The following is a 20,855-nucleotide window of genomic DNA, read 5'->3' as shown; positions in this document are numbered from 1 at the left end:
TAGCGATGAAACATTTTCTGGATATCAACACCACCGATGTGGCCGACCTGCGCGGCATGATTGAAAGCGCTAAGACCATCAAGAATGCGCGCAACGGACGCCCCAAGGGCGCGCTGGACGACGATCTTCCGCTGAAAGATCACATGGTGGCGCTTATTTTTGAGAAGCCTTCGACGCGGACGCGTGTGAGCTTTGATGTGGGCGTGCGTCAGATGGGCGGGCAGACCATGGTGCTGTCAGGTTCAGAGATGCAGTTGGGTCACGGAGAAACTGTGGCGGACACGGCAAAGGTGTTGAGCCGCTATGTGGATCTTATCATGATCCGGACCTTTGAAGAGGCGACTCTGCTGGAGATGGCGGAAAATGCGACGGTTCCTGTGATCAATGGTCTGACCAACCGCACGCACCCTTGTCAGATCATGGCGGATATCCTGACCTTTGAAGAAAAACGCGGTCCCATAGCAGGCAAGAAAGTGGTCTGGTCTGGGGACGGTAACAATGTGTTTGCCAGCTTTGCTCATGCGGCGGGGCAATTTGGCTTTGACTTGACCTTTACAGGTCCGCAGACCCTCGACCCCGAAGCGCTGTTTATTGAAGAAGCGCGTGCCAAGGGCGTCAAGGTGGAGATCGAGCGCGATCCGATCAAGGCGGTACAGGGCGCTGATCTGGTGGTGACGGACACATGGGTGAGCATGCATGATGCGGCCTCCATGCGGGAGCGGCGGCACAATCAGCTGCGCCCCTATCAGGTCAACGAAGATCTTATGAAAGAAGCGGCGGATGACGCGCTATTCATGCATTGCCTACCGGCGCACCGCAATGAAGAGGCCACGGATGCAGTGATGGATGGTCCGGCCTCTGTGATCTTTGATGAGGCGGAAAACCGGCTGCATGCGCAAAAGGCGATTATGAAATGGTGTCTGACGTAACCCACTGTTGAGACATCGCAAAACAGAAGGCGCGACCGCAGGGTGGCGCCTTTTTGCGTTTAGATCAGCGTGGTTTCGGGGGCTTCAATACCGTGGTGAACTTAAGAAGGACCCAGATTGCCGCAGTTTTGCCTCAAACTATCCTTATTCAGCGGGCGGGGCAGAAGCAGGGAGTGCGTTGGGGATGCGCGAGGCACCACAAAGGAAAACGCGGCCACGGATCGTGGTGGCCGGGGCGGGCAGCATTGGCTGTTTTGTTGGCGGTATGCTGGCAGAAGGAGGCCATGATGTGACTCTGCTGCTGCGTGCGGCAACGCGGGAGGAGCTTTCCAAACATGGGCTCCTGCTGACGGATTTTGCCGGGATGGATACGGCATTGTCACCAGATCAGTTTGCCATGGACACGGATCCCGCCTGTCTGGCAGGAGCGGACATCGTGTTGCTGACCGTGAAAAGTGCGGCGACAGCGGAGATGGCAGCACAGATTGCGCGCCATGCGCCACAGGGGGCCGTTGTTGTGAGCCTGCAGAATGGCGTCCAGAATGCGCCTTTGTTGCATGATCTGTTGCCGGAATTTGATGTGCGCGCCGGCATGGTGCCTTTTAATGTGCTTTGGGTTGGTGGCGGGCGGTTTCATCGGGGCACCAGCGGCGACATTTGCATCGCAAAGGGCAAGGGGCATGTGGCGCGTCATCTCAGTCTGCCGGGGCTGCAGGTGCGTGAACATAGAAACATGGCTGCGGTGCAATGGGGCAAGTTGCTTATCAATCTCAACAATGCGTTGAATGCCCTGTCAGGTTTGCCGCTGCGCACACAAATAGGGGACATGCGCTGGCGCCGGCTGATGGCGGCACAGATGGTTGAGGCACTCGATGTGTTGAGGGCGGCGGGGATCGCAACGGTCAATCCGGTTGCTGCCGTGCCCATGCGGCGTGTGCCTGTGATCCTGAAGCTGCCTACATGGGCGTTCCGGTTGGTGGCCAAGGCCATGCTGTCAATTGATCCAAATGCGCGCAGTTCGATGTGGGAGGATCTGGATCGGGGCCGCATGACAGAAATCGAAGAGTTGCAGGGCAAGATTGTGGCTCTTGCGGCAGATCAGGGAACCACAGCCCCCATCAATAGTGCGATTGCAGAGTTGATCCGAGAGGCCGAAGCGGCGGGCGCGGGTGCGCCGGTCTTGTCGCCGCGAGAGGTGCGGCAAAGATTGCGGGCGGTGTGAACCGCCCGCGCTTTTCGTTTAGCCAGTGATGCCGTTGAGAATGAAGAAGATCACAGCGGACATGGATGCGGCCGCAGGTACGGTGATGACCCAGGCGGCGACGATGGTCATGAAATGACTGCGGCGCACCAGTTTGCGGCGGCGCCGTTCTTCCGGCGCGATGCGGGCTTCCGCTGGGCGTTTGTCGGCGGACTTGCGCAGACGCCGCTCCGCATCCCACTCGCGGAAGAAACCAACGCCAAAAATGCCGCCGACTGCGATGTGGGTGGAACTGACGGGCAGGCCGAGCCATGAGGCGACAATCACTGTGATGGCGGCAGAGAGTGCCACACAATAGGCGCGCATTGGGTTCAGTTTGGTGATTTTCTCGCCGACCATGCGGATCAGTTTGGGGCCGAAGAGAAACAGGCCGAAAGAGATGCCAAAGGCACCGATGATCATCACCCATGTTGGGATCGCCACTTTTGCGGCAATATCGCCAAATTCGGCAGCGTGCACGATTGCGGCCAGTGGGCCGACGGCATTTGCCACGTCATTGGCACCATGGGCAAAGGACAGCAGGGCGGCCGAGAACACCAGAGGGATGCCAAAGAGCACCTTGAGCGATTTGTTGCGGTTTTCCAGCCCTTCGGATTGCTTGCGAATGAAAGGTTTGGAGACTGCGTAGAACAGTACGCCCGTGCCGAGACCGATCAGCAGAGCAGTCTGGATGTCGATTTTGATGATCCGCTTGAGGCCTTTGAGGGCCAGATAGGAAGCGAAGGCTGCGGCCATGATGCCGATCAGCACAGGCACCCAGCGGCGCGCGGCGGCGATTTTGTCATCCTGATAAATGATGCGTGATTTGATGAAGGCGAGGAAGCAGGCTGCGATGACGCCGCCGAGCACAGGTGAAATCACCCAAGAGGCGGCGATCTTGCCCATGGTGGGCCAGTTCACAGCCGCAAAGCCTGCGGCGGCGATCCCTGCGCCCATGACGCCACCCACAACAGAGTGTGTGGTGGAAACCGGCGCGCCCACCCAGGTGGCGATGTTGACCCAGAGCGCGGAAGAGATCAGCGCAGCCATCATGGCCCAGACAAAGATCTCGGCCTGACCGATGCCAGAGGGATCAATGATGCCTTTAGAAATGGTGGACACCACATCGCCCCCAGCCAAAAGCGCGCCTGCGCTTTCAAAGATGGCTGCAATGGCGATTGCACCCCCCATGGTGAGCGCATTCGCCCCTACGGCTGGGCCCATATTGTTGGCCACGTCATTTGCACCGATGTTGATCGCCATGTAAGCGCCAAAACCGGCTGCTGCGATGATGATCATGGTGTTGGGCTGTTCGCCCGTGAGCAGGCCTGCGATCCCAGCGGCCAAAACGATGAAGGCGAGGGCGATGCCCAGACCAACCATGGGGCGCGCGACATAGAGCGTTGCGGATTCAAGATGTGAGATGCGGTGAAGGTCGCGGTCCAGCGTGGACCAGTGCTTGCCGTCGTGAGGCGTAGACATAACAAAGTTTCCCGGCTTGGTTTGAGCGGGCTGTATCCTTGTCACACAGGCGATGCAATGGGGGGTGTTACAAAACCGTTACAAAACTGTCACATTTGCCGCAAAAGCGCCTGAAGCTCTGGTTCATGCACCATTTCGGCCGCTTCGGCAGGGGCAACCCATTTGCGGGTGCGTTGATCAGCCTCTGGGAAGTCATCTACGATCTTTTCGACTTTGGTTTCGAAAACGGTGACATCCACGGCAATTTCCAAACCACCGTCTAAGCGCTTGTCATAGCCATATACACCAAAGGGGTCTTCGTTGATGTTGGCTTTCTTCACGCCAGCTTCTTCCCAAGCTTCTTGCAGAGCCGCGCCGGCGGCGTCTAGACCTTTGATGGGCCATCCTTTGGGCAGTACCCAACGCCCGGTATCACGGGAGGTTACCAAAAGAACCTGACGGCTTCCGTCGTGATCGCGTGTACAGAGCGCGGCCACCTGAATGCGGCGCGGACGCTGCAACATTGGAGCCAGCACGTTTTCATACGCGATTTTGAGAGGATTGGTCATGGGCTGCTCTGGTCGTTTTATGTATTTATAACGTCACATTATTTTGTCGTTGCATTGTATATACGTTTACTTGTGGAAAACGTCAAGGTGTCTCACGTTTTTCTTATCTGGCCCGACGTTTGGCGCGCAAAGTGGGATCTGCTTGTGTGGGATCTTCAGGCCAAGGGTGTTTGGGGTAGCGCCCGCGCATGTCTTTGCGCACGTCAGCGTAGGAACTGGTCCAAAAGCCGGGAATATCCATGGTTGTCTGCACCGGTTTTTGCCCTGGCGAGAGCAAGGTGACACGCAGGGGGGTGTTGCCAATCATGGGATGGGTGGTTTGGCCAAAAAGTTCCTGCAGGCGCAGGGTGATTTCTGGATGGTCGCCTGAATAATCGATGGGGATTTTACGGTCCAAGGGGGTTGTGAAATGCGCGGGCGCGATGCGATCCAGCAGTTGCATCTGGTTCCAATCGAGCTGGGCGCGCAGAGCTTCCAGAATGTCGAATTTCTTCCAATGTTCGGCTGTTTTGATGCCGGTGAGATGCGGCAGAAGCCAGTCTTCGATCCGTGCCATCAGGGCCTCGGCGGTCATGTCAGGCAAGTCATGACCTGCGGCGCGGATCAATTGGACACGTGCCACAAAGCGATGGGCTGCGGGGGAGAAGACCAGACCGAGATCACGGACCCCGTCCAGCATGGCTCGCGCGAGTGCTGTGTCAGGGGCGTCTTTCCAGATCCGGTCATCCAAGGCGATGGCACCAAACATTTCCTGACGGCGGGCGATCACACGGCGCTCGCGCTTGGACCAGTTGCAGTGATCCTGCCATGCGATGTGATCCGGGAAGAGATCGCGGATTTGGCCTTCGGAAATCTGGATGGCCTGACGAATGCGGGCCTCGCGCGGATTTCCGTCAGTGTCGGTGACCACAATCAGGCGTGTATTGGCCATTGGATCACTGTCATCCATGACGGCGCCTTTGCCGCCTGAGAGTACAAAACGGGGCGCGTCGCCTTTGCGGTGCAGGCCGATCCGGTCCGGATAGGCCAGAGCGGCGAGTTCTGCGGCACTGTGCGTGGTGTGCTGTTGGTTTGGCGCGGTTTTGGCAAGGCGTTTTGCTTCGTCTCGCAAGGCATGCAGGGCGGTGCGGTTGACCCCATAGGGGCGCCGCTCTGTGAAGGCTCGCACGTCGGACAGAGCCTCCAGTCTGAGGCTCAGGTCGGTGGGCGCGCCGCGGCTGAGGGGATCGCGGGCAGCCAGAAGGGCAGCCATCTGCGCAGCCTGCGGCCCTGCGAGGATCAACATATGCGCCAAGCGCGGGTGAAGCGGCACTGTGGCAATGGCTTTGCCATGGGCAGTGATGCGGTTGTCGCTGTCCAATGCGCCCAGCATGCGTAGAACGGTCTGCGCCTCGGCAAAGCTGCCAGCATTGGGGTGGGTCAGGAATGCCAGATCGGTTGGAGAGGCACCCCAGAGAGCCAGTTCCAGTGCCAGCCCTGTGAGATCGGCGGCTTCAATCTCGGCAGGTGGATATGGCAGGAGCGCCCCTTCTTCGCCCTTTGTCCACAGGCGATAGCATGTGCCTTCGGCGACACGGCCCGCACGGCCTTGTCTTTGAGTCGCTTCGGCGCGGGTCACACGCTCAGTGACAAGGCGTGACATGCCTGAGCCGGGATCGAAGCGCGCGCGGCGCGCGCGGCCGGCATCTACGACGACGCGCACGTCCTGAATGGTGAGAGAGGTTTCCGCAATCGACGTGGCGAGCACCACTTTGCGCCCTTGCGCCGCAGGGCGAATGGCGGCCTGCTGATCCTTGAAGGGCATGGAGCCATAGAGGAGATGAATCGTGCAGTCGGCAGGCAATTTCAGCAAGGCCTGCGTGCGGCGGATTTCACCTTCGCCGGGCAGAAATACGAGCACACCGCCTTCCGTTTCCTTGACCGCCTGTGCAATCAATTGTGCAGTGGCCTCTTCCAGACGTGTGTTTTTGGGCAGTGGTTTTTCCAGCCAGCGGGTGGTGACTGGAAAAGCGCGCCCTTCTGAGGTGATGACGGGGGCGTCACCCATCAGCTTTGCCACCGGTTCGGCATCCAATGTGGCCGACATGGCCAACAGTAAAAGATCGTCGCGCAGCGCGTCGCAAATCTCCAGACAGAGCGCGAGGCCAAAATCCGCGTTCAGCGAGCGTTCGTGAAATTCGTCAAAGATCACTGCACCGATGCCAGAGAGCTCCGGATCGGATTGAATCATGCGGGTCAGAATGCCTTCGGTGACGACTTCAATGCGGGTGTTTTTCGATACTTTGCTTTCGCCGCGCACCCGGTAGCCGACGGTCTCGCCGGGTTTCTCGCCCAATGTCTGGGCCATTCTCTCGGCGGCGGCGCGGGCGGCAAGACGGCGAGGTTCGAGCATCAGAATGCGTCCATCCGTCAGCCCCGCGTCGCGTATGGCCAGAGGCACCACAGTGGTTTTGCCTGCGCCTGGTGGGGCTTGCAGTACCGCGCGATTGTGGGATTTGAGGGCCTTGAGAAGCGGCTCCAGGGCGTTGTGAACAGGCAGATGCATCATGGGGCCGTTATCGGTCAGCGCGCGCGTGGCGTCCAGTGTCACTCTTGCCGGATGACCTTGGCCTTGCCATGGCGGGACGTCAGATGCACCTCTTGCGCACGCCAGACGTTGCCTTGTTTTTGATAGACAATCGACAGCGGGGAGGTTTTTAGCTCTGCGAGATCTTCAGCGGAATAGCCGCCGATGCGATCATAGGTGCCTGAACAGATCACCCCCTCTGCCGAGGTCTGACGGTTTTTCAATGTGATACGTACTAGGCGCGTGCCATCAAATTGGGTCTGATCGACCGTGCAGAGCGTTTCGTTGGTTTGGTCGCGCAGGGTGAGCCACATCATGGAAAGCGGATCAAAGGCCCCTTTGAGAGCGCTTGGCTCAATAGGGACATCTGGTGCTTGTAGCCCCTTGGTTTTGACCATGCGGTCTCCTTGCCTGCGCAGGCTGGTTTCAGAGATGCGCTTGCCGGTGTTGATGCGCCCTGTATAGGCGCGCGGCAGGAGGTTGGATCCTTTCAGGCCGCCACCTCCGTCAATTGAGAAACGGATTTTTTTCAACACGCCTGCAAGGCCGGTGGTTTCAAAAATGCCCGTGCCAGAGTAGCTTTGCTGGGTCTCTGACATGGTCACGCGCAACTCACCAATCTTGATACCAAATGCATGTACGGACCAGCGTTGTGTGATCTGTTCTGCTGTGGCCGAGGGAGGGAGCATGACTGCGGCACAGAGCAGCAGAGCCCATAAAGTGGCATTGCGCAAGAAGCGCTGGGCTAGACAAAGGTAGGTGTCACGCGGCATGAAGATTTCCAAACAGAAAACACGGGTACCGGCAATGAATATCGCAGATCTGCGTGACAGAATACTGAAACAAGAACGCCGTGCCTTGGCACGGGCGATTACGCTGGTTGAAAGTGCGCGAGAGGATCACCGTGCCCAAGCAACGGAACTTCTGGAAGGGCTGAGCGGGGCGGGGCGGCAGTCGCTCAGAATTGGTTTGTCAGGTACGCCGGGCGTGGGCAAATCCACATTCATCGAGAGTTTTGGGATGATGCTCACTGCGCAGGGGCTCAAGGTCGCCGTGCTGGCAGTGGATCCTTCTTCCGCGCGCAGCGGGGGATCCATTCTTGGGGATAAGACGCGGATGGAACGGCTGAGCCGGGATCGCAATGCTTTTATTCGTCCGTCGCCAAGCCAGACACATCTTGGCGGTGTGGCACGTCGTACACGTGAGGCTGTGGCGCTCTGTGAAGCGGCCGGTTTTGATGTGATCTTGATTGAAACTGTAGGCGTCGGTCAGTCTGAAACCGTGGTCGCGGAAATGTCCGATCTGTTTTTGTTGCTGTTGGCACCAGCGGGGGGCGATGAGCTTCAGGGTGTGAAGCGCGGCATCATGGAAATGGCGGACATCATTTTGGTAAACAAGGCTGACGGTGCGTTGAAAACCACCGCCATGCGGACCTGTGCGGATTATGCGGGGGCTTTGCGCCTGTTGCGCAAGCGCCCGCAGGATCCAAAAGGCTTCCCCAAAGCGATGACCGTCTCCGCGCTGGAAGAAGATGGGCTCAGCGCGGCATGGGATGAAATGACGGAGCTGATGGAATGGCGCAAGACCGAAGGGCATTGGCGCGCGCGGCGTGCGGCTCAGGCACAATTCTGGTTTCATGAAGAGGTGCGTCAGGGTTTGTTGGCGCGGCTCAATCAGCTCTCTGCGCGCTCAAGGATGCAGGAACTGGACGCGCAGGTCGCGGCAGGGGCAATGACCCCGTCACAGGCGGCGTTGAGCATGCTGGAAAATCTAGAATAAGACGCCGCCCTGCCTCTCGATTTGTGTTAAGATATTGGTCGCACTTGCGCGATAAGCGTATTTTGTTCAGTCTGAACAGATACCTGCCAGTAGGCATGTTCGAAGTGGCCCTGATGCAGAGAGGGAGGGTGCCATATGGATCTTCCAGAGCCGCGAGACTTTGGATGGGACCTGAAGGGTCATGAGGGTGCGTTTTCTACTGTGACGCATCTTTCTGATGGGCGAACACTCTTTGAGGTGGAGCATTCTCCTGTGCAGGGGGTGACCGCCGAGATGCTGCATTGGTGGTATGGTGTTTATGCGGATCTGACTTTGGTGATTGATGGAGAGCGATACCCAGCTTTCCTGGTGGCACACCCAACGGAACATGTCTCACTGACAAGTGAGAAGCACGATGCGGGCGCGCCTCTTGCGCCGGGCGACCATGTGACTTTGGTGGAAGTCTACGGTGGTGATCTCCGTCGTTTGGTGAACCAACGCTTTGAAGTTACCCATCTGGATGCGTCTCGCTATGCTCTGCAGGTCAAAGTCAAAGGTGTGGTGATTGCAGATGTCGAGTTTCGCTACAGGGATGGCGATAATGGTGCCGCAGTGCGCAACACCTTTACCCTGGGACTGCGCAGAGGGTTGTGGAAACCTTTTGTAAACCGGCTTTTGCTGCCGTGGGTTTATCATGAAGACAAGACTTATGCCTGGGTCCAGCACAACATTGAAGAGATTGGAAATCTCGAGAATTTCCTGCCCGAGATCTACGCCCGGCGGGATCAAGGCATGACGATCTATTGGAATCGTAATCAGCCTCCTGATAGAGATCCACATTATGTTGCGACCTGAGGTGCTATTTCGGTGAACGGCGTGTTGAATCACTTGACGCCCCCTCCAAATGCGCCTAATGACGCCAAACGAAATTCCGGGCGCGGCCTTGGCAGCGCCTTTTTGATTTTGACGGGGCCGTATCCCCGTAGACCGTTAAAACGAGGATGAACCCATGTCGCGCCGTTGCGAACTGACCGGAAAAGGCCCAATGTCTGGCAACAATGTCAGCCATGCTAACAACAAAACCAAGCGTCGCTTTCTGCCGAACCTGAACGACGTGACACTGCAGTCCGAGGCACTGGGCCGTGGCGTTAAGCTGCGCATCTCCGCAGCCGCCCTGCGCACCGTGGATCACCGCGGTGGTCTGGACGCGTTCTTGGCAAAAGCCAAAGACGAAGAGCTGTCCACGAACGCACTGAAAGTTAAAAAAGAGATCGTGAAAGCACAGGCCGCAAACGCCTGATCGCACGGCTCTTTTTGAGAGTATTGGCAGCCTCGCAGAATTGCGGGGCTGTTTCTTTTTGTCGCTCTTTTCATTCCGTGGAGCGCGTGGCTATATGCGCGCATGGTGAAGATGATCCGGACATATGTGAGCCTGATGCTTGTGGCGGTGCTTGTGCTGACTGGGCACAGTATGGCCATTGCGCGTGGCATGCCCGGTGCGCAGGGGTACGCAGAGTACTGCATTGGCGAAACGCCGGTGATGGTGCCGGTAGATGCCGAGGGTAACCCCACGGGCGCACCGCATCTGTGCCCGGATGCAAGTTTCTCTTTGCTGAATTGGGTGGATGTGGCTCCGGGTGTGGCCGCAGCTCCGGTGGCATTTGTGCGCCTTATGCAGATGTCGCCGAACACTCTGCCACCTGTGATTCGAGTGATTGCCTCTACAGCCCGTGCGCCGCCTGCGGGTGTGTCTCTTTCTTAAATTCCAACTGACACACTTGCGGACAGGAGAATCTTATGTCCTTCAAAACCATTGCTCTCGCGGCGACCACCGCTCTTTCTTTTGCTCTGCCTGCCTTTGCTCAGAGTGCTATCACGGTAGAAGATCCATATGCCCGTGTTGCTGGCAAAATGGCCAAAGCTGGCGCAGCATTCATGGTGATCGAAAACAGCGGTGATGAGGATGATCGCCTGATTTCAGCGGCATCTGATGTGGCGAAGCGCACTGAGCTGCACACACATAAGGAAAACGCTGAGGGCCATATGCAGATGCTGCATGTCAAGGAAGGTTTTGTTATCCCCGCTGGCGGGACGCATGCTTTGGCGCGTGGCGGTGATCACGTGATGTTCATGGGGCTGACCCAGGGTTTGGATCACGGTGACATTGTGAATGTGACACTGATCTTTGAAAAGGCTGGTGAGGTTGCGCTGGAGATCCCTGTGGATCTGGAACGCAAAGCCGATCATGGCGCGATGAAGCACGGTGACCATGCAGGCCACGGCAACTGAGGCTGCAGGCCATAAAGGGCGCATTGTTGCGCCCTTCTGAAGGTCACCATTGGGTGGCCTTTTTCATTGGTGATTAGCAGAGGAGTTCCTGCTGTACCCAGGCGGGGACAATCTCGGTTGCCGGGCCGAGATGGACTTCGGCAAAGCGTGAGACGCCGGATGATGGCTCTAGATTCAGTTCTACGGTGTGGGCACCGTGGTAGTCGGCCTCCGCGACAAAATTGGCTGCTGGGTAGACTTCACCTGATGTGCCAATCGAAACAAACAGATCTGCTTGTGTAAGGGCGTCGCTGATCTTTTCCATATGATAGGGGATTTCCCCGAACCAGACGACGTCGGGGCGCGTTGCGGGAGCCGTGCAGGCTGGGCACCTGTCGTCTGGGTGCATGTCCTCAGGGGCGCGCCAGCGATGCCCGCAGCTGTGACATAGGGCGCCAGCCAGCGCGCCATGCATGTGAAGCACATTCTGGCTGCCCGCTTTCTCGTGGAGGCCATCCACATTCTGCGTGACGATCAACACATTGCCGCTATGTGTTTTTTCGAGATCCGCAAGCGCCTTATGTGCCGCGTTTGGGATGGCTTGTGCGGATTGTTTGCGGCGCGCGTTGTAAAAAGCGTGCACCAGCTCAGGGTTGCGGGCAAAGCCCTCCGGCGTCGCGACATCTTCGATGGCATGCTGTGCCCAAAGACCGCCTTCGTCCCGAAATGTGCCCAGTCCGCTCTCCGCGCTGATGCCTGCGCCAGTCAGGATGACAATGTTGTCGGCCATGGTGATGTCCTCGCGCTTGATGATCGAAGCCCCTTATTCTTGCGGGTACTGTGCCAAGGCTGGTTTGGGGACACAAGACGCTTGACGCAAAGGTCAGACAGAGCACAATCGCGCCAGACATAGGAAGGCCACAATGAAAATACTTTTTGTCTGTCTTGGGAATATCTGCCGGTCCCCCACGGCGGAGGGTGTCGTGCGACGTTTTGCACCTGAAGTAGAGCTTGATAGTGCAGGGACCAGCGGCTGGCATGTGGGCGAAGCCCCCTATGCGCCCATGCAAGAGGCAGCGATGGCGCGGGGATATGATTTGTCTGATTTGCGCGCGCGCCAATTTGTGGTGACGGATTTTGCGCGGTTTGATCTGATCATTGCCATGGACGCGGACAATCTCGCCAATGTTGAGGCACTGCGACCGGTGGGCAATGAGACGCCTGTGCGCCTTTTTACAGAATACGCACCGCAGAGTGGCGCTGAGGCGGTGCCGGATCCTTATTACACGCGGGATTTTGACCAGACGCTCGATCTGATCGAAGACTGCGCAAAAGGCCTTGTAGCGGCGCTCTGAGCAGCAGGGCATGGTTCTACATTTCGTTTTTTGAAAGTTGTGGCGTGGAGTTTATGAAGCCGCAGTCACGCGCCTTGCACAATACCATGGGGCTCTGAAAGGGTTTGAGAAACGCTTCCAGGATCCGTGCCCATGTCGCCCTCAGCGCTCCAAAACTCGAAAATCGCTTTCCATCCAGGGGAATTTCTCGATGGCGGGGCTGATCATATGGGCGCGCAGGAGGTTGCGCATGGTTTGGGCCACGTCGCGCGGAACGGTATCGGCCCAGTCCCCGCTGGCCAAGAGAGAAATGGTGCGGCTGAAGGGCGTGAAAGGCAAAGGGTGGGCCGTGACCCGATCGTGAAAGCGCGCGGCGCGCAGATAACCCAGAGGCGTTGTGATCGCCCAGCCGATGCCGCGCGATACCATCGCCATAAGGGAAGGATTAGAGCCGATTTCAAAACGCTGCGGAAACTTCAGTTTGCACCGTTTCAAATGTGCTTCGATCTGGCGGCCAATCAGTTGTTCCTGTCCGTAGCGCAGCATGGGCAGGTTTGTGAGTGCGGTCATGATGTCGCCTTGTGCAGGCACATATCCCACCGGCGCAACAAGAATAAAAGGATCGCGGGTCAAAGGGTATTCTGTAATGCCGTCAATAACTTCTCCAGAAGAGGCTGTGATGGCAAGGTGCAGATCTCGGGCGCGGATCGCTTCGGTGATTTCGTGGCTTGGCGCGGTGACAAGGCGGAAGCGACAGCGTGTCATCGACTCTGCCAAAGTGGTCACGAGCCGTGGCGTCAAATCATTATCGAAGTCATCAATGATGCCCATAGAGAGTTGGGTGAGGTGCGTGAGGTCCATCACCGAGAGTTCGCTTTGGGCAAGACGCAGTTCGGCAAGCACGGCACTCGCACGGCTGAGGTAGGCGCGTCCCGCTGGTGTCAATTGCATCGGGCGTTTCCCATGGTCCAGAAGATCTGTGCCAAGGGCGCGTTCAAGATTTTTGATCTGCTGCGACACAGCTGGTTGAGACAGGCCAGTGATTTCTGCTGCCTGCGCAACAGCGCCAGTCGCGGCCAGCGCTTCAAACACTTCAAGCCCCCGCAGGGTGACGCCTTTGTTGAGCATTATGTCTCTCCGGTAGATTTGCTTTTTGTGAATAGGGATGCGGGGTGGGTCAAGACAAGACTTCAGGGAAAGTGTGCAAGGAGCCAGTTATGGCAGTGACATATTTGAAAAAAGCGGATCCGGCCGTGGTGGCAGCTGGCCAAGCGGAGGCGCGCGATACTGTGGAGATCATGCTGACGCGTATCCGGCAGGGCGGTGAGGCCGTCGTGTGTGACTATGCGCAGCGGTTGGATCGGTGGGATGGCGCTCTTGTGGTGGAGCGGGATGAAATGGCGGAGGCCGCAGCGCGGGTGGCGCCTGAATTACGTGACGCGCTGCGCTACGCGCATGACAATATCCGGCGTTTTGCGGAAGCGCAGAAAGCGAGCTTGACGGAGTTTGAAACCGAGCTGCGCCCGGGGCTATTTGCGGGGCAGAAGGTGATCCCATTGCAGGCTGCGGGTTGTTATGTTCCGGGGGGGCGATACAGTCATGTTGCCAGTGCGCTGATGAGTATCACAACTGCGCGCGTGGCCGGGGTGGCTGACATCACCGCCTGTTCCCCTCCGCGTTTGGGCGAGGGCATTCCTGCAGCAATTTTATACGCAATGTGGCTGGCGGGCGCAGATCGGGCCTTGGCCTTGGGTGGTGTGCAGGCGATTGCGGCCATGACAGAGGGGTATTTTGGTGCGGGAAAAGCCGACATTCTGGTTGGCCCCGGCAATCAATATGTGGCTGAGGCCAAACGGCAATTGTTTGGTGAGGTTGGTATCGACATGTTCGCAGGACCAACAGATGTGCTCATTGTCGCGGATGAAACGGCCGATGCGGAAACGGTTGCTTGGGATCTCGTCGGGCAGGCCGAGCATGGGGCCAATTCACCTGTTTGGCTCGTGACCACATCGAAGGCGCTTGCGGCGGATGTGCTCAACCTTGTGCCTGCATGTTTTGCGGCGTTGCCGGAACCCAATCGTAGCGTTGCGCAGCAGGCGTGGAAGGAACGCGCAGACGTCATACTTTGCGATACGCGCGAGGAGATGGCGATCTGTGCGGATCGCTATGCGCCGGAGCACCTCCATGTTCAGGCGGCTGATTTGGCGTGGTGGCGAGAGAGGTTGCAGTCCTATGGGTCGTTGTTTTTGGGCGCTGAAGCCTGCGTGACCTTTGGCGATAAGGCAGCAGGCCCCAATCACGTGCTGCCCACGGATCAAGCCGCGCGCTATACGGGGGGGCTGTCAGTGCATAAGTTTCTGAAAACAGTGACGTGGCAGCGTGTGAAGGCAGATGCTTTGCCAGATTTGGTGCGCGCGTCTGCCACAATTTCGCGTCAAGAAGGCATGGAAGGGCATGCCATCAGTGCGGAACGGCGCGGCGGTTTGCACTGCCCAGCGCCGCATTTGAAGGTCGCTCAGTCCGGCTGATGTCAGCGTAGGTGATTGCAGCTTGCAGTGACATCTTCGCCAAAACTCTTGTAGCGTAGCCAGAAGGTTTCGTGGCTGCGGCGATCTGATTGGCGAATTTCCTGCGCCTTATGGGGCTCTTTGATGAAGCTCGCAGCCAGTTTTTGATCAGAGCGGGAGAGCGATTGATTGGCCACCTTCTGAATGCAGCGGCACATGGATCGCGTTGCGCCATCGCGATCTGACCGCAGGCAGGCGCGCGTCATGGTGCCTGCTTCAGTTTCAGAAGGAAGAAATGGTATCAAAATCGCTGCTGCAAGCAGCGTGCAAAGGATGTTTTTCATGACTGCCTCGTACTCGTATCCGGGGCCGTGGTTTTCCATCTGTGCGCCCGGTTCTTACCTCGCCTCACTATGCTGCAGTTGCGCAAAGGATGCAATCACAAGCGCGTGGGCTCTCATTTGTACAAATTTGTGGCGCGGAGCTTGGGGGAAATATGTGGTCAAAGCGGTTTTTGCTGGTCTAGGCTAAAGAGTGTGGAGGAGACATAGATGCCAAAAATCTCTGAGGAGGCGGCCCTTCAGACCGTCATAACAACTTTCGAAATGACACCGGGGACCTGTCAAGATCTGATGGATGAGCTGACAGAGGCCTATGCGCAATTCATATCTAAGCAGCCGGGGTTTATTGCGGCTGGACTGCATGTGAATGACGCACAAACGCGCATTGCCAACTATTCGCAATGGCAGCGTCGAGAGGATTTTCAGGCGATGTTGCGCAGCGAAGAGATGCGCTTGCGCAATCGCCGTATCACGCAGTTGTGCCGCAGCTTTGAACCGGTCATGTATGATGTTGTCGCTGCCTTTGATTGACCCTATCTTCTTGAGAAGACACCCAATCCGTTGGTTAGGAGAGTGCTTTGTATAAACATGTTTTGGTGCCTGTGGCCTTCGATGAAGATCATGATCCTTCTGAAGCGATTGCGGCGGCGGGGCTTTTGGTGAGTGAGGGTGGGAGGGTCACATTGCTGCATGTTATGGCACATGTGCCAAGTTACGTGATCAACTACGTTCCTGAGGGGTTTCAGGCCGAGGCGCAGGCGGCAATAATCGCCAGTCTGGAGGCCATGGGGAGCGAGTTGCCCCATGCCACTGGAGTTGTCGCCGAAGGCACGGCTGGCAAGACAATTGTGAAATGGGCCGGGCAGGAAGATGTGGATTGTATCGTGATCGCCTCTCACCGCCCAGGAATGCAGGATATTGTGCTTGGAAGTACCGCAGCACAGGTTGTGCGCCATGCGGCCTGTGCTGTACATGTGACCCGGTAGATTGGTTCGGAAAGGCTGACACATATGAAGATGTTCAAATGGTTGCGCGGTGTGGCTGCGGTTTTGACCTTTGCTGTTGCGCAGCCGGTGTTGGCGGAAACGGATTATGGGTTTTCCAATGAGCAGACCAAGCGCACGGTAGACACATTCACCTATGGGATTGAGCAATGTGCCACTGTGGATGTGGTATATCGGTTGGATTGCTTGCGCCAGACCTACAGTCAAACGGTGCGCGTGATTTCCAAAGCGTCAGTGTATTGGGAGGCGGAGGTAGCGCTTACGCGCGTAAATCGCGGCCTTTATTCCTTTGTGCGGGCCAATATGGATGCCGAGGTCGGCCGTGCGCGGGTCAATGGTGGGCGGATCAAAGCGGTTACCGAGGAATCGCTGCCACAAGCACGTGCCCAGTATATGGCTGCGGTTGATCGCGCTGCAGAAGAGATGCGGAGCGGATCCTCGGTTGAAGCGCGCTATTTTGAGCCCATCGCTGAAGCGATTCTTGCCTCTAAAGAGCTCCTTCAATAGGCGCTTTCATCGGCGTGTGATCTTGGACGCACACGTATCAGCGGTGAAGCGCGGTACAAACTGAAGACAATTAGACGTAAAACAAAAACGGCGCCTAGGAAAAACCTTGGCGCCGTTTTTTAGCTGGCTGGACTGTGTCTTCCTGCGTGCGTGGCTTGCTGTCTTGCTGGACCTGGCGAATGGCTGGGCCTTGCTGGATTGCTTGCTTCGTACGTGAGTGGCCAGTCTGGCTCGCTCTCTGTTGACATCTTTATAAGATGATTCAGCGTGGTTTGCAAGAAAAACGTTTAAAAACAAATAGTTGATGAATTTTGTCGGGCATTGAGTGTTGCGAGTATTTTTGTCGGAATTGGCAGCGGGTCGCTTCTGGATCGGTAAATTACTGCTCTCACACATGAAATGCGGAAACGGCCTCCTATCTAAAGAGAGTGACGCAGTAAGGAGGAACTTGATGAAATGTCCAATTGATGGTGCGACGCTGGTGATCGCGGATCGCAATGGTGTTGAAATCGACTATTGTCCGCAATGTCGGGGCGTGTGGTTGGATCGCGGCGAATTGGACAAGATCATTGAGCGCGCCGCAGCTTTTGCGGCACCTCCACCACCTCCGCCCTCCGAGGCCGTGCAGCCAGCCCCGCAACGGGGCTATGACGGACGTGGACAAGAGGCGCACTATGATCCGCGCTATGACAGCAAACGACGCAAAAAGAAAAAGATGAGTAGCTTTCTGGATGACATCTTTGATTTCTGATGCAGGCTAGATTTCGGGGGGCTAAGGCCCCCCTTTTGTTGCTGTGGATATGATTGTGTAGGTTAAGCTTCGGGATAGCTGGCGAAACACTGTTGAGACTGAAGGGCGACCTGACCGCGGGCATAGATCAGATCGTCACGCAGCTCGTCGCGCCTTTCACGCTCTGCCCAGATGTCGATTTCTACCGGCACTTCGAGGGTGTGATATTCAGTTTCATCACAGCGGTACTTGCGGCCTTTGTCATCGTGGCAGTGTTTGGGGACAACAATTGGTTCTTCGTAGCGGTGGATTGCATAGCCCCTGGCAATATTGGCATCTGCTGTGGCGATGGCGTGTTCGATACGTTTTACGCTGCGCTCTGATGTGGCTAGGCACCGCTCCAATGGCGTGGCGCAGGCGGCAATAGAGGAAAGAGTGAGCAGGATGAGGGCGCATTTTGCGTGCATGTGTGACTCCGTTGTTTGAACGGAGCCATGCTGCAGGGAGGCCTGACAGGCAAAAACGCGATGGTGTTATTGGATAGCACGGTCTGCAATGGGCATGAGTTACCGTTTGAAGGCAACACGTAAGTCATCAATGGCGCTGATTTGACCTTCTGAGAGCTCGCCCTGCACAAGTGGATAGAGTACATCCTGAAGTTGATCCCAGGCGGTGCCATTATCGATTTTATTGAGACGTCGTGCCAGACGCGGCACCGCAGCAGCAGGCCCATCACATTGGGTCATCAGCCAGCGGCCAAGCACTTCCATTTCTTTGGCCTCTTCCTCGGTGCTGCGCAGCTTTTGACGCAATAAAACATGAAGCTTGTCGCGCTGTTCTTGTGTGGGTAGCCCGTCGGCTTCTACGAAGGCCTGCGCGATCGCACAGATCGCAATTCGCGGGTCATCAATTCCCTCAACAGGATGTTGCCCAGTTTTGCGGCGAAAAGCGAGACGGCGCGGGGCGTTGATGGCGGTTGTGGCGAGATCAGAAGCGGTGTCGATGGCTTCGCGCGGGTTCATCCGCATCCACCACCATATGGCACCGCCAATAGCGGTAAGAAGAGCGATAAGAATATGCATAGGGAAACGACCTTGGAGGTATTGATGAAAGCTACGGTAGCTTAATCAACTTTGGGTGGTGGTGAGAAGGGGCGTTTCAGTGTGACGTTTGGTCGGCGGTGCGCAGTGAATGCGCACCATACGGGGTTAGCGGCTTCGTTTGCTTCTTGTATTTCCGCCGCGTTGTCCGGCGCGACCCGCTGTTGAGCGGCCTTTGCTTTTCACAGCCTGTTCTTCGGCGGCTTTGATCGCGTATTGCCGCGCCATGGGGTCGTCAGCAACGGCGAGGTCCACGGCTTCAAGCCGTTTGATCTCATCGCGTAGGCGGGCGGCTTCCTCAAACTCGAGGTTCTCAGCTGCCTTGCGCATGTCGTCGCGCATGCCAGAGAGCACAGCTTCGAGATTGCCACCAGCAAGCGGGGTGTCGATTTTTGCGGTGACGCGGCTTTGGTCGGTGTCGCCCTGATAAAGCCCGGCAAGCACATCCTCGACGTTCTTTTTCACCGTTGCCGGGGTGATGCCGTGCTCTTCGTTATAGGCGATCTGTTTGGCGCGCCGACGGTTGGTTTCGCCAATCGCGCGCTCCATGGACCCGGTCATGCGGTCGGCATACATGATCACCCGGCCATCGGCATTTCGCGCGGCGCGGCCGATGGTTTGTACCAAGGAGGTTTCGGAGCGCAGGAAGCCTTCTTTGTCGGCGTCCAGAATGGCCACCAGACCACATTCGGGGATATCCAGCCCCTCGCGTAGTAGGTTGATGCCGACCAGCACGTCAAAGGCGCCAAGGCGCAGATCGCGTAGGATTTCAATACGTTCCAGCGTGTCGATGTCGCTGTGCATGTAGCGGATCTTGATGCCCTGTTCGTGCAGATATTCGGTGAGATCCTCGGCCATGCGTTTGGTGAGCGTGGTCACCAGCGTGCGCATGCCTTGGGCGGTGACTTTGCGGATTTCATCCAGCAGATCATCCACCTGCATTTCCACCGGGCGGATTTCGACCTCTGGATCCAGCAGCCCAGTGGGGCGGATCACCTGTTCTGAGAAAACGCCGCCGGATTGATCGAGCTCCCAGCCCGCAGGGGTTGCAGAAACAAAGACGGATTGTGGGCGCATGGCGTCCCATTCCTCAAACTTCAGCGGGCGGTTGTCCATACAGGACGGTAGGCGGAAGCCGTGTTCCGCGAGCGTGAACTTGCGGCGATAGTCACCCCGGTACATGCCGCCGATCTGTGGCACCGACACGTGACTTTCATCAGCAAAGACAATGGCGTTGTCCGGGATGAATTCAAACAGGGTGGGGGGCGGCTCGCCCGGTGCACGGCCAGTGAGGTAGCGGGAGTAGTTTTCGATGCCGTTGCAGAAGCCCTGTGCCTCCAGCATCTCTAAATCAAAGTTGGTGCGCTGCTCCAGCCGCTGCGCCTCAAGCAGTTTGCCTTCGTCCACCAGTTGGTTCAGCCGCTGGCGCAGTTCTTTTTTGATATTGATGATGGCCTGGTTCAGCGTTGGCTTGGGGGTCACATAGTGGCTGTTGGCGTAGACGCGGATTTGCTCAAACGTGTCGGTCTTTTCGCCAGTGAGCGGGTCAAATTCGGTGATACTTTCGAGTTCTTCGCCAAAGAACGAGAGTTTCCAAGCGCGATCTTCGAGGTGTGCAGGAAAGATTTCCAAACTGTCGCCGCGCACCCGGAAGGAGCCACGCTGAAAAGCTGCGTCGTTGCGGCGGTATTGTTGGGCGACGAGATCGGCAATGACTTGGCGTTGGTCGTATTCGCCACCTGCTTTGAGATCGAGGGTCATGGCGGAGTAGGTTTCCACCGAGCCGATGCCGTAGATACAGGAGACCGAGGCCACGATGATCACATCGTCCCGCTCCAGTAGGGCACGCGTAGCGGAGTGGCGCATGCGGTCGATCTGTTCGTTGATCTGGCTTTCCTTCTCAATGAAGGTGTCAGAGCGCGGCACATAGGCTTCAGGTTGGTAGTAGTCATAGAAGCTGACAAAGTACTCGACGGCATTTTCAGGAAAGAAGCCTTTCATCTCGCCATAAAGCTGCGCAGCCAGGGTCTTGTTGGGGGCGAGGATGATGGCAGGGCGCTGAGTTTCCTCAATCACCTTGGCCATGGTGAAGGTTTTACCGGTGCCGGTTGCGCCAAGCAGCACCTGATTGCGTTCGCCATCGCGCACGCCTGCGGAGAGCTCGGCAATGGCGGTGGGCTGATCGCCTGCGGGCTCAAACTCCGTGTGCATGACAATGCGTTTGCCGCCCTCCAATTTGGGGCGGCGCGCTGCCTCCGGATCAGGGCCATTGAGAAGCGGGGCGTTGGCGGCGTCACTCATTTGAGATTCCAATTGCTGGTTGTCTACGCGTCTGGGTGATTTTGATCTTCTTTTGTTCTTATGCAAGGGCGAAAGTGCGCTCCACGCTGCAATAGGCGGTGACTCAAAATTTTGCGACGCGGCAAAATCTACTTCGCATGTGCAGAAATTTTTGATCGACGGGTCAGTAAAAATCTCAAAAGTGACTTAGCGTCATGTGTCTTTTGGCCGTTTTTGGTAAGAAATTCTGGGCGATATTGA

The 20,855-nt window shown here is 57.1% G+C and carries 23 protein-coding genes; 13 read left to right on the top strand and 10 right to left on the bottom strand.

Annotated elements, in window-relative coordinates; translation table 11 throughout:
* The first annotated feature begins 5 nt into the window (after positions 1 to 5).
* Together argF and J7382_RS12975 are read left to right on the top strand one after the other, a co-directional pair.
* Positions 6 to 929: an ornithine carbamoyltransferase gene (argF, locus tag J7382_RS12980; protein WP_209069421.1), complete on the top strand. Its 924-nt coding sequence runs from the start codon at positions 6 to 8 to the stop codon at positions 927 to 929.
* Between the two features lie 184 nt (positions 930 to 1,113).
* Positions 1,114 to 2,151, top strand: coding sequence for a 2-dehydropantoate 2-reductase (locus J7382_RS12975; protein WP_209069420.1), 1,038 nt, complete (start codon positions 1,114 to 1,116; stop codon positions 2,149 to 2,151).
* 18 nt (positions 2,152 to 2,169) lie between these two features.
* On the opposite strand, the gene J7382_RS12970 is transcribed toward J7382_RS12975, so the two are convergent.
* The 4 genes from J7382_RS12970 to J7382_RS12955 all read right to left on the bottom strand — a co-directional run bounded on the left by J7382_RS12970 (position 2,170) and on the right by J7382_RS12955 (position 7,538).
* Positions 2,170 to 3,651: an inorganic phosphate transporter gene (locus J7382_RS12970; protein ID WP_058241338.1), complete on the bottom strand. Its 1,482-nt coding sequence runs from the start codon at positions 3,649 to 3,651 to the stop codon at positions 2,170 to 2,172.
* An 89-nt stretch (positions 3,652 to 3,740) separates the two neighbouring features.
* Positions 3,741 to 4,199, bottom strand: a complete 459-nt coding sequence (locus J7382_RS12965; protein ID WP_058241339.1) for an NUDIX hydrolase — start codon at positions 4,197 to 4,199, stop codon at positions 3,741 to 3,743.
* Between the two features lie 103 nt (positions 4,200 to 4,302).
* Entirely contained in the window at positions 4,303 to 6,747 is a 2,445-nt protein-coding gene (gene hrpB / locus J7382_RS12960; RefSeq protein WP_209069484.1) for an ATP-dependent helicase HrpB, read from the bottom strand.
* A gap of 38 nt (positions 6,748 to 6,785) precedes the next feature.
* Complete coding sequence (locus J7382_RS12955) at positions 6,786 to 7,538, bottom strand: DUF3108 domain-containing protein (protein ID WP_209069419.1); 753 nt, start codon at positions 7,536 to 7,538, stop codon at positions 6,786 to 6,788.
* A 34-nt stretch (positions 7,539 to 7,572) separates the two neighbouring features.
* On the opposite strand from J7382_RS12955, the gene meaB reads away from it, so the two are divergent.
* From meaB to J7382_RS12930, 5 genes are all read left to right on the top strand, one after another.
* Entirely contained in the window at positions 7,573 to 8,544 is a 972-nt protein-coding gene (meaB, locus tag J7382_RS12950) for a methylmalonyl Co-A mutase-associated GTPase MeaB (RefSeq protein WP_209069483.1), read from the top strand.
* A 135-nt stretch (positions 8,545 to 8,679) separates the two neighbouring features.
* On the top strand, positions 8,680 to 9,378 hold the full coding sequence (locus J7382_RS12945) for a hypothetical protein (RefSeq protein ID WP_209069418.1): 699 nt from the start codon (positions 8,680 to 8,682) through the stop codon (positions 9,376 to 9,378).
* A 154-nt stretch (positions 9,379 to 9,532) separates the two neighbouring features.
* On the top strand, positions 9,533 to 9,823 hold the full coding sequence (gene rpmB / locus J7382_RS12940; RefSeq protein ID WP_209069417.1) for a 50S ribosomal protein L28: 291 nt from the start codon (positions 9,533 to 9,535) through the stop codon (positions 9,821 to 9,823).
* Between the two features lie 111 nt (positions 9,824 to 9,934).
* Positions 9,935 to 10,285 carry a hypothetical protein gene (locus J7382_RS12935; RefSeq protein WP_209069416.1) on the top strand — a complete coding sequence of 117 codons (351 nt, stop codon included), beginning with the start codon at positions 9,935 to 9,937 and terminating at the stop codon, positions 10,283 to 10,285.
* Between the two features lie 35 nt (positions 10,286 to 10,320).
* Positions 10,321 to 10,812 carry a copper chaperone PCu(A)C gene (locus tag J7382_RS12930; RefSeq protein ID WP_209069415.1) on the top strand — a complete coding sequence of 164 codons (492 nt, stop codon included), beginning with the start codon at positions 10,321 to 10,323 and terminating at the stop codon, positions 10,810 to 10,812.
* Between the two features lie 73 nt (positions 10,813 to 10,885).
* Here J7382_RS12930 and J7382_RS12925 read toward each other — a convergent pair whose 3' ends face one another.
* Complete coding sequence (locus J7382_RS12925; protein ID WP_209069414.1) at positions 10,886 to 11,581, bottom strand: NAD-dependent deacylase; 696 nt, start codon at positions 11,579 to 11,581, stop codon at positions 10,886 to 10,888.
* A gap of 133 nt (positions 11,582 to 11,714) precedes the next feature.
* Between J7382_RS12925 and J7382_RS12920 the strand changes: the two genes are divergently transcribed.
* Positions 11,715 to 12,146, top strand: a complete 432-nt coding sequence (locus J7382_RS12920; protein ID WP_209069413.1) for a low molecular weight protein-tyrosine-phosphatase — start codon at positions 11,715 to 11,717, stop codon at positions 12,144 to 12,146.
* 141 nt (positions 12,147 to 12,287) lie between these two features.
* Here J7382_RS12920 and J7382_RS12915 read toward each other — a convergent pair whose 3' ends face one another.
* Entirely contained in the window at positions 12,288 to 13,253 is a 966-nt protein-coding gene (locus J7382_RS12915; RefSeq protein ID WP_209069412.1) for a LysR family transcriptional regulator, read from the bottom strand.
* Between the two features lie 89 nt (positions 13,254 to 13,342).
* Here J7382_RS12915 and hisD point away from each other — a divergent pair, with 89 nt between their 5' ends.
* The gene (hisD, locus tag J7382_RS12910; protein WP_209069411.1) at positions 13,343 to 14,653 is read left to right on the top strand and encodes a histidinol dehydrogenase; all 1,311 of its coding nucleotides are present in this window, start codon (positions 13,343 to 13,345) and stop codon (positions 14,651 to 14,653) included.
* A 2-nt stretch (positions 14,654 to 14,655) separates the two neighbouring features.
* Here the strand turns inward: hisD and J7382_RS12905 are convergent, their stop codons facing one another.
* On the bottom strand, positions 14,656 to 14,976 hold the full coding sequence (locus tag J7382_RS12905) for a hypothetical protein (RefSeq protein WP_209069410.1): 321 nt from the start codon (positions 14,974 to 14,976) through the stop codon (positions 14,656 to 14,658).
* A 207-nt stretch (positions 14,977 to 15,183) separates the two neighbouring features.
* Here J7382_RS12905 and J7382_RS12900 point away from each other — a divergent pair, with 207 nt between their 5' ends.
* The 4 genes from J7382_RS12900 (at position 15,184) to J7382_RS12885 (ending at position 17,235) form a co-directional block, all read left to right on the top strand.
* Entirely contained in the window at positions 15,184 to 15,504 is a 321-nt protein-coding gene (locus J7382_RS12900; protein ID WP_209069409.1) for an antibiotic biosynthesis monooxygenase family protein, read from the top strand.
* Positions 15,505 to 15,551: 47 nt separating this feature from the next.
* A complete protein-coding gene (locus tag J7382_RS12895; RefSeq protein WP_058241351.1) occupies positions 15,552 to 15,959 on the top strand; it encodes a universal stress protein in 408 nt (135 codons plus the stop codon).
* 24 nt (positions 15,960 to 15,983) lie between these two features.
* Positions 15,984 to 16,484 carry a hypothetical protein gene (locus J7382_RS12890; protein ID WP_209069408.1) on the top strand — a complete coding sequence of 167 codons (501 nt, stop codon included), beginning with the start codon at positions 15,984 to 15,986 and terminating at the stop codon, positions 16,482 to 16,484.
* A 451-nt stretch (positions 16,485 to 16,935) separates the two neighbouring features.
* Positions 16,936 to 17,235: a zf-TFIIB domain-containing protein gene (locus tag J7382_RS12885; protein WP_209069407.1), complete on the top strand. Its 300-nt coding sequence runs from the start codon at positions 16,936 to 16,938 to the stop codon at positions 17,233 to 17,235.
* Between the two features lie 62 nt (positions 17,236 to 17,297).
* Here the strand turns inward: J7382_RS12885 and J7382_RS12880 are convergent, their stop codons facing one another.
* The 3 genes from J7382_RS12880 to uvrB all read right to left on the bottom strand — a co-directional run bounded on the left by J7382_RS12880 (position 17,298) and on the right by uvrB (position 20,615).
* Positions 17,298 to 17,681, bottom strand: coding sequence for a hypothetical protein (locus J7382_RS12880; RefSeq protein ID WP_209069406.1), 384 nt, complete (start codon positions 17,679 to 17,681; stop codon positions 17,298 to 17,300).
* Between the two features lie 99 nt (positions 17,682 to 17,780).
* Positions 17,781 to 18,296, bottom strand: a complete 516-nt coding sequence (locus tag J7382_RS12875; protein ID WP_209069405.1) for a hypothetical protein — start codon at positions 18,294 to 18,296, stop codon at positions 17,781 to 17,783.
* 126 nt (positions 18,297 to 18,422) lie between these two features.
* Complete coding sequence (gene uvrB, locus J7382_RS12870) at positions 18,423 to 20,615, bottom strand: excinuclease ABC subunit UvrB (RefSeq protein ID WP_209069404.1); 2,193 nt, start codon at positions 20,613 to 20,615, stop codon at positions 18,423 to 18,425.
* Between the last annotated feature and the right edge of the window lie 240 nt (positions 20,616 to 20,855).

This window comes from Shimia sp. R11_0 (genome assembly GCF_017744035.1).
Taxonomy (GTDB): Bacteria; Pseudomonadota; Alphaproteobacteria; order Rhodobacterales; family Rhodobacteraceae; genus Shimia; species Shimia marina.
This window is presented reverse-complemented; position numbering and strand designations above follow the sequence as displayed.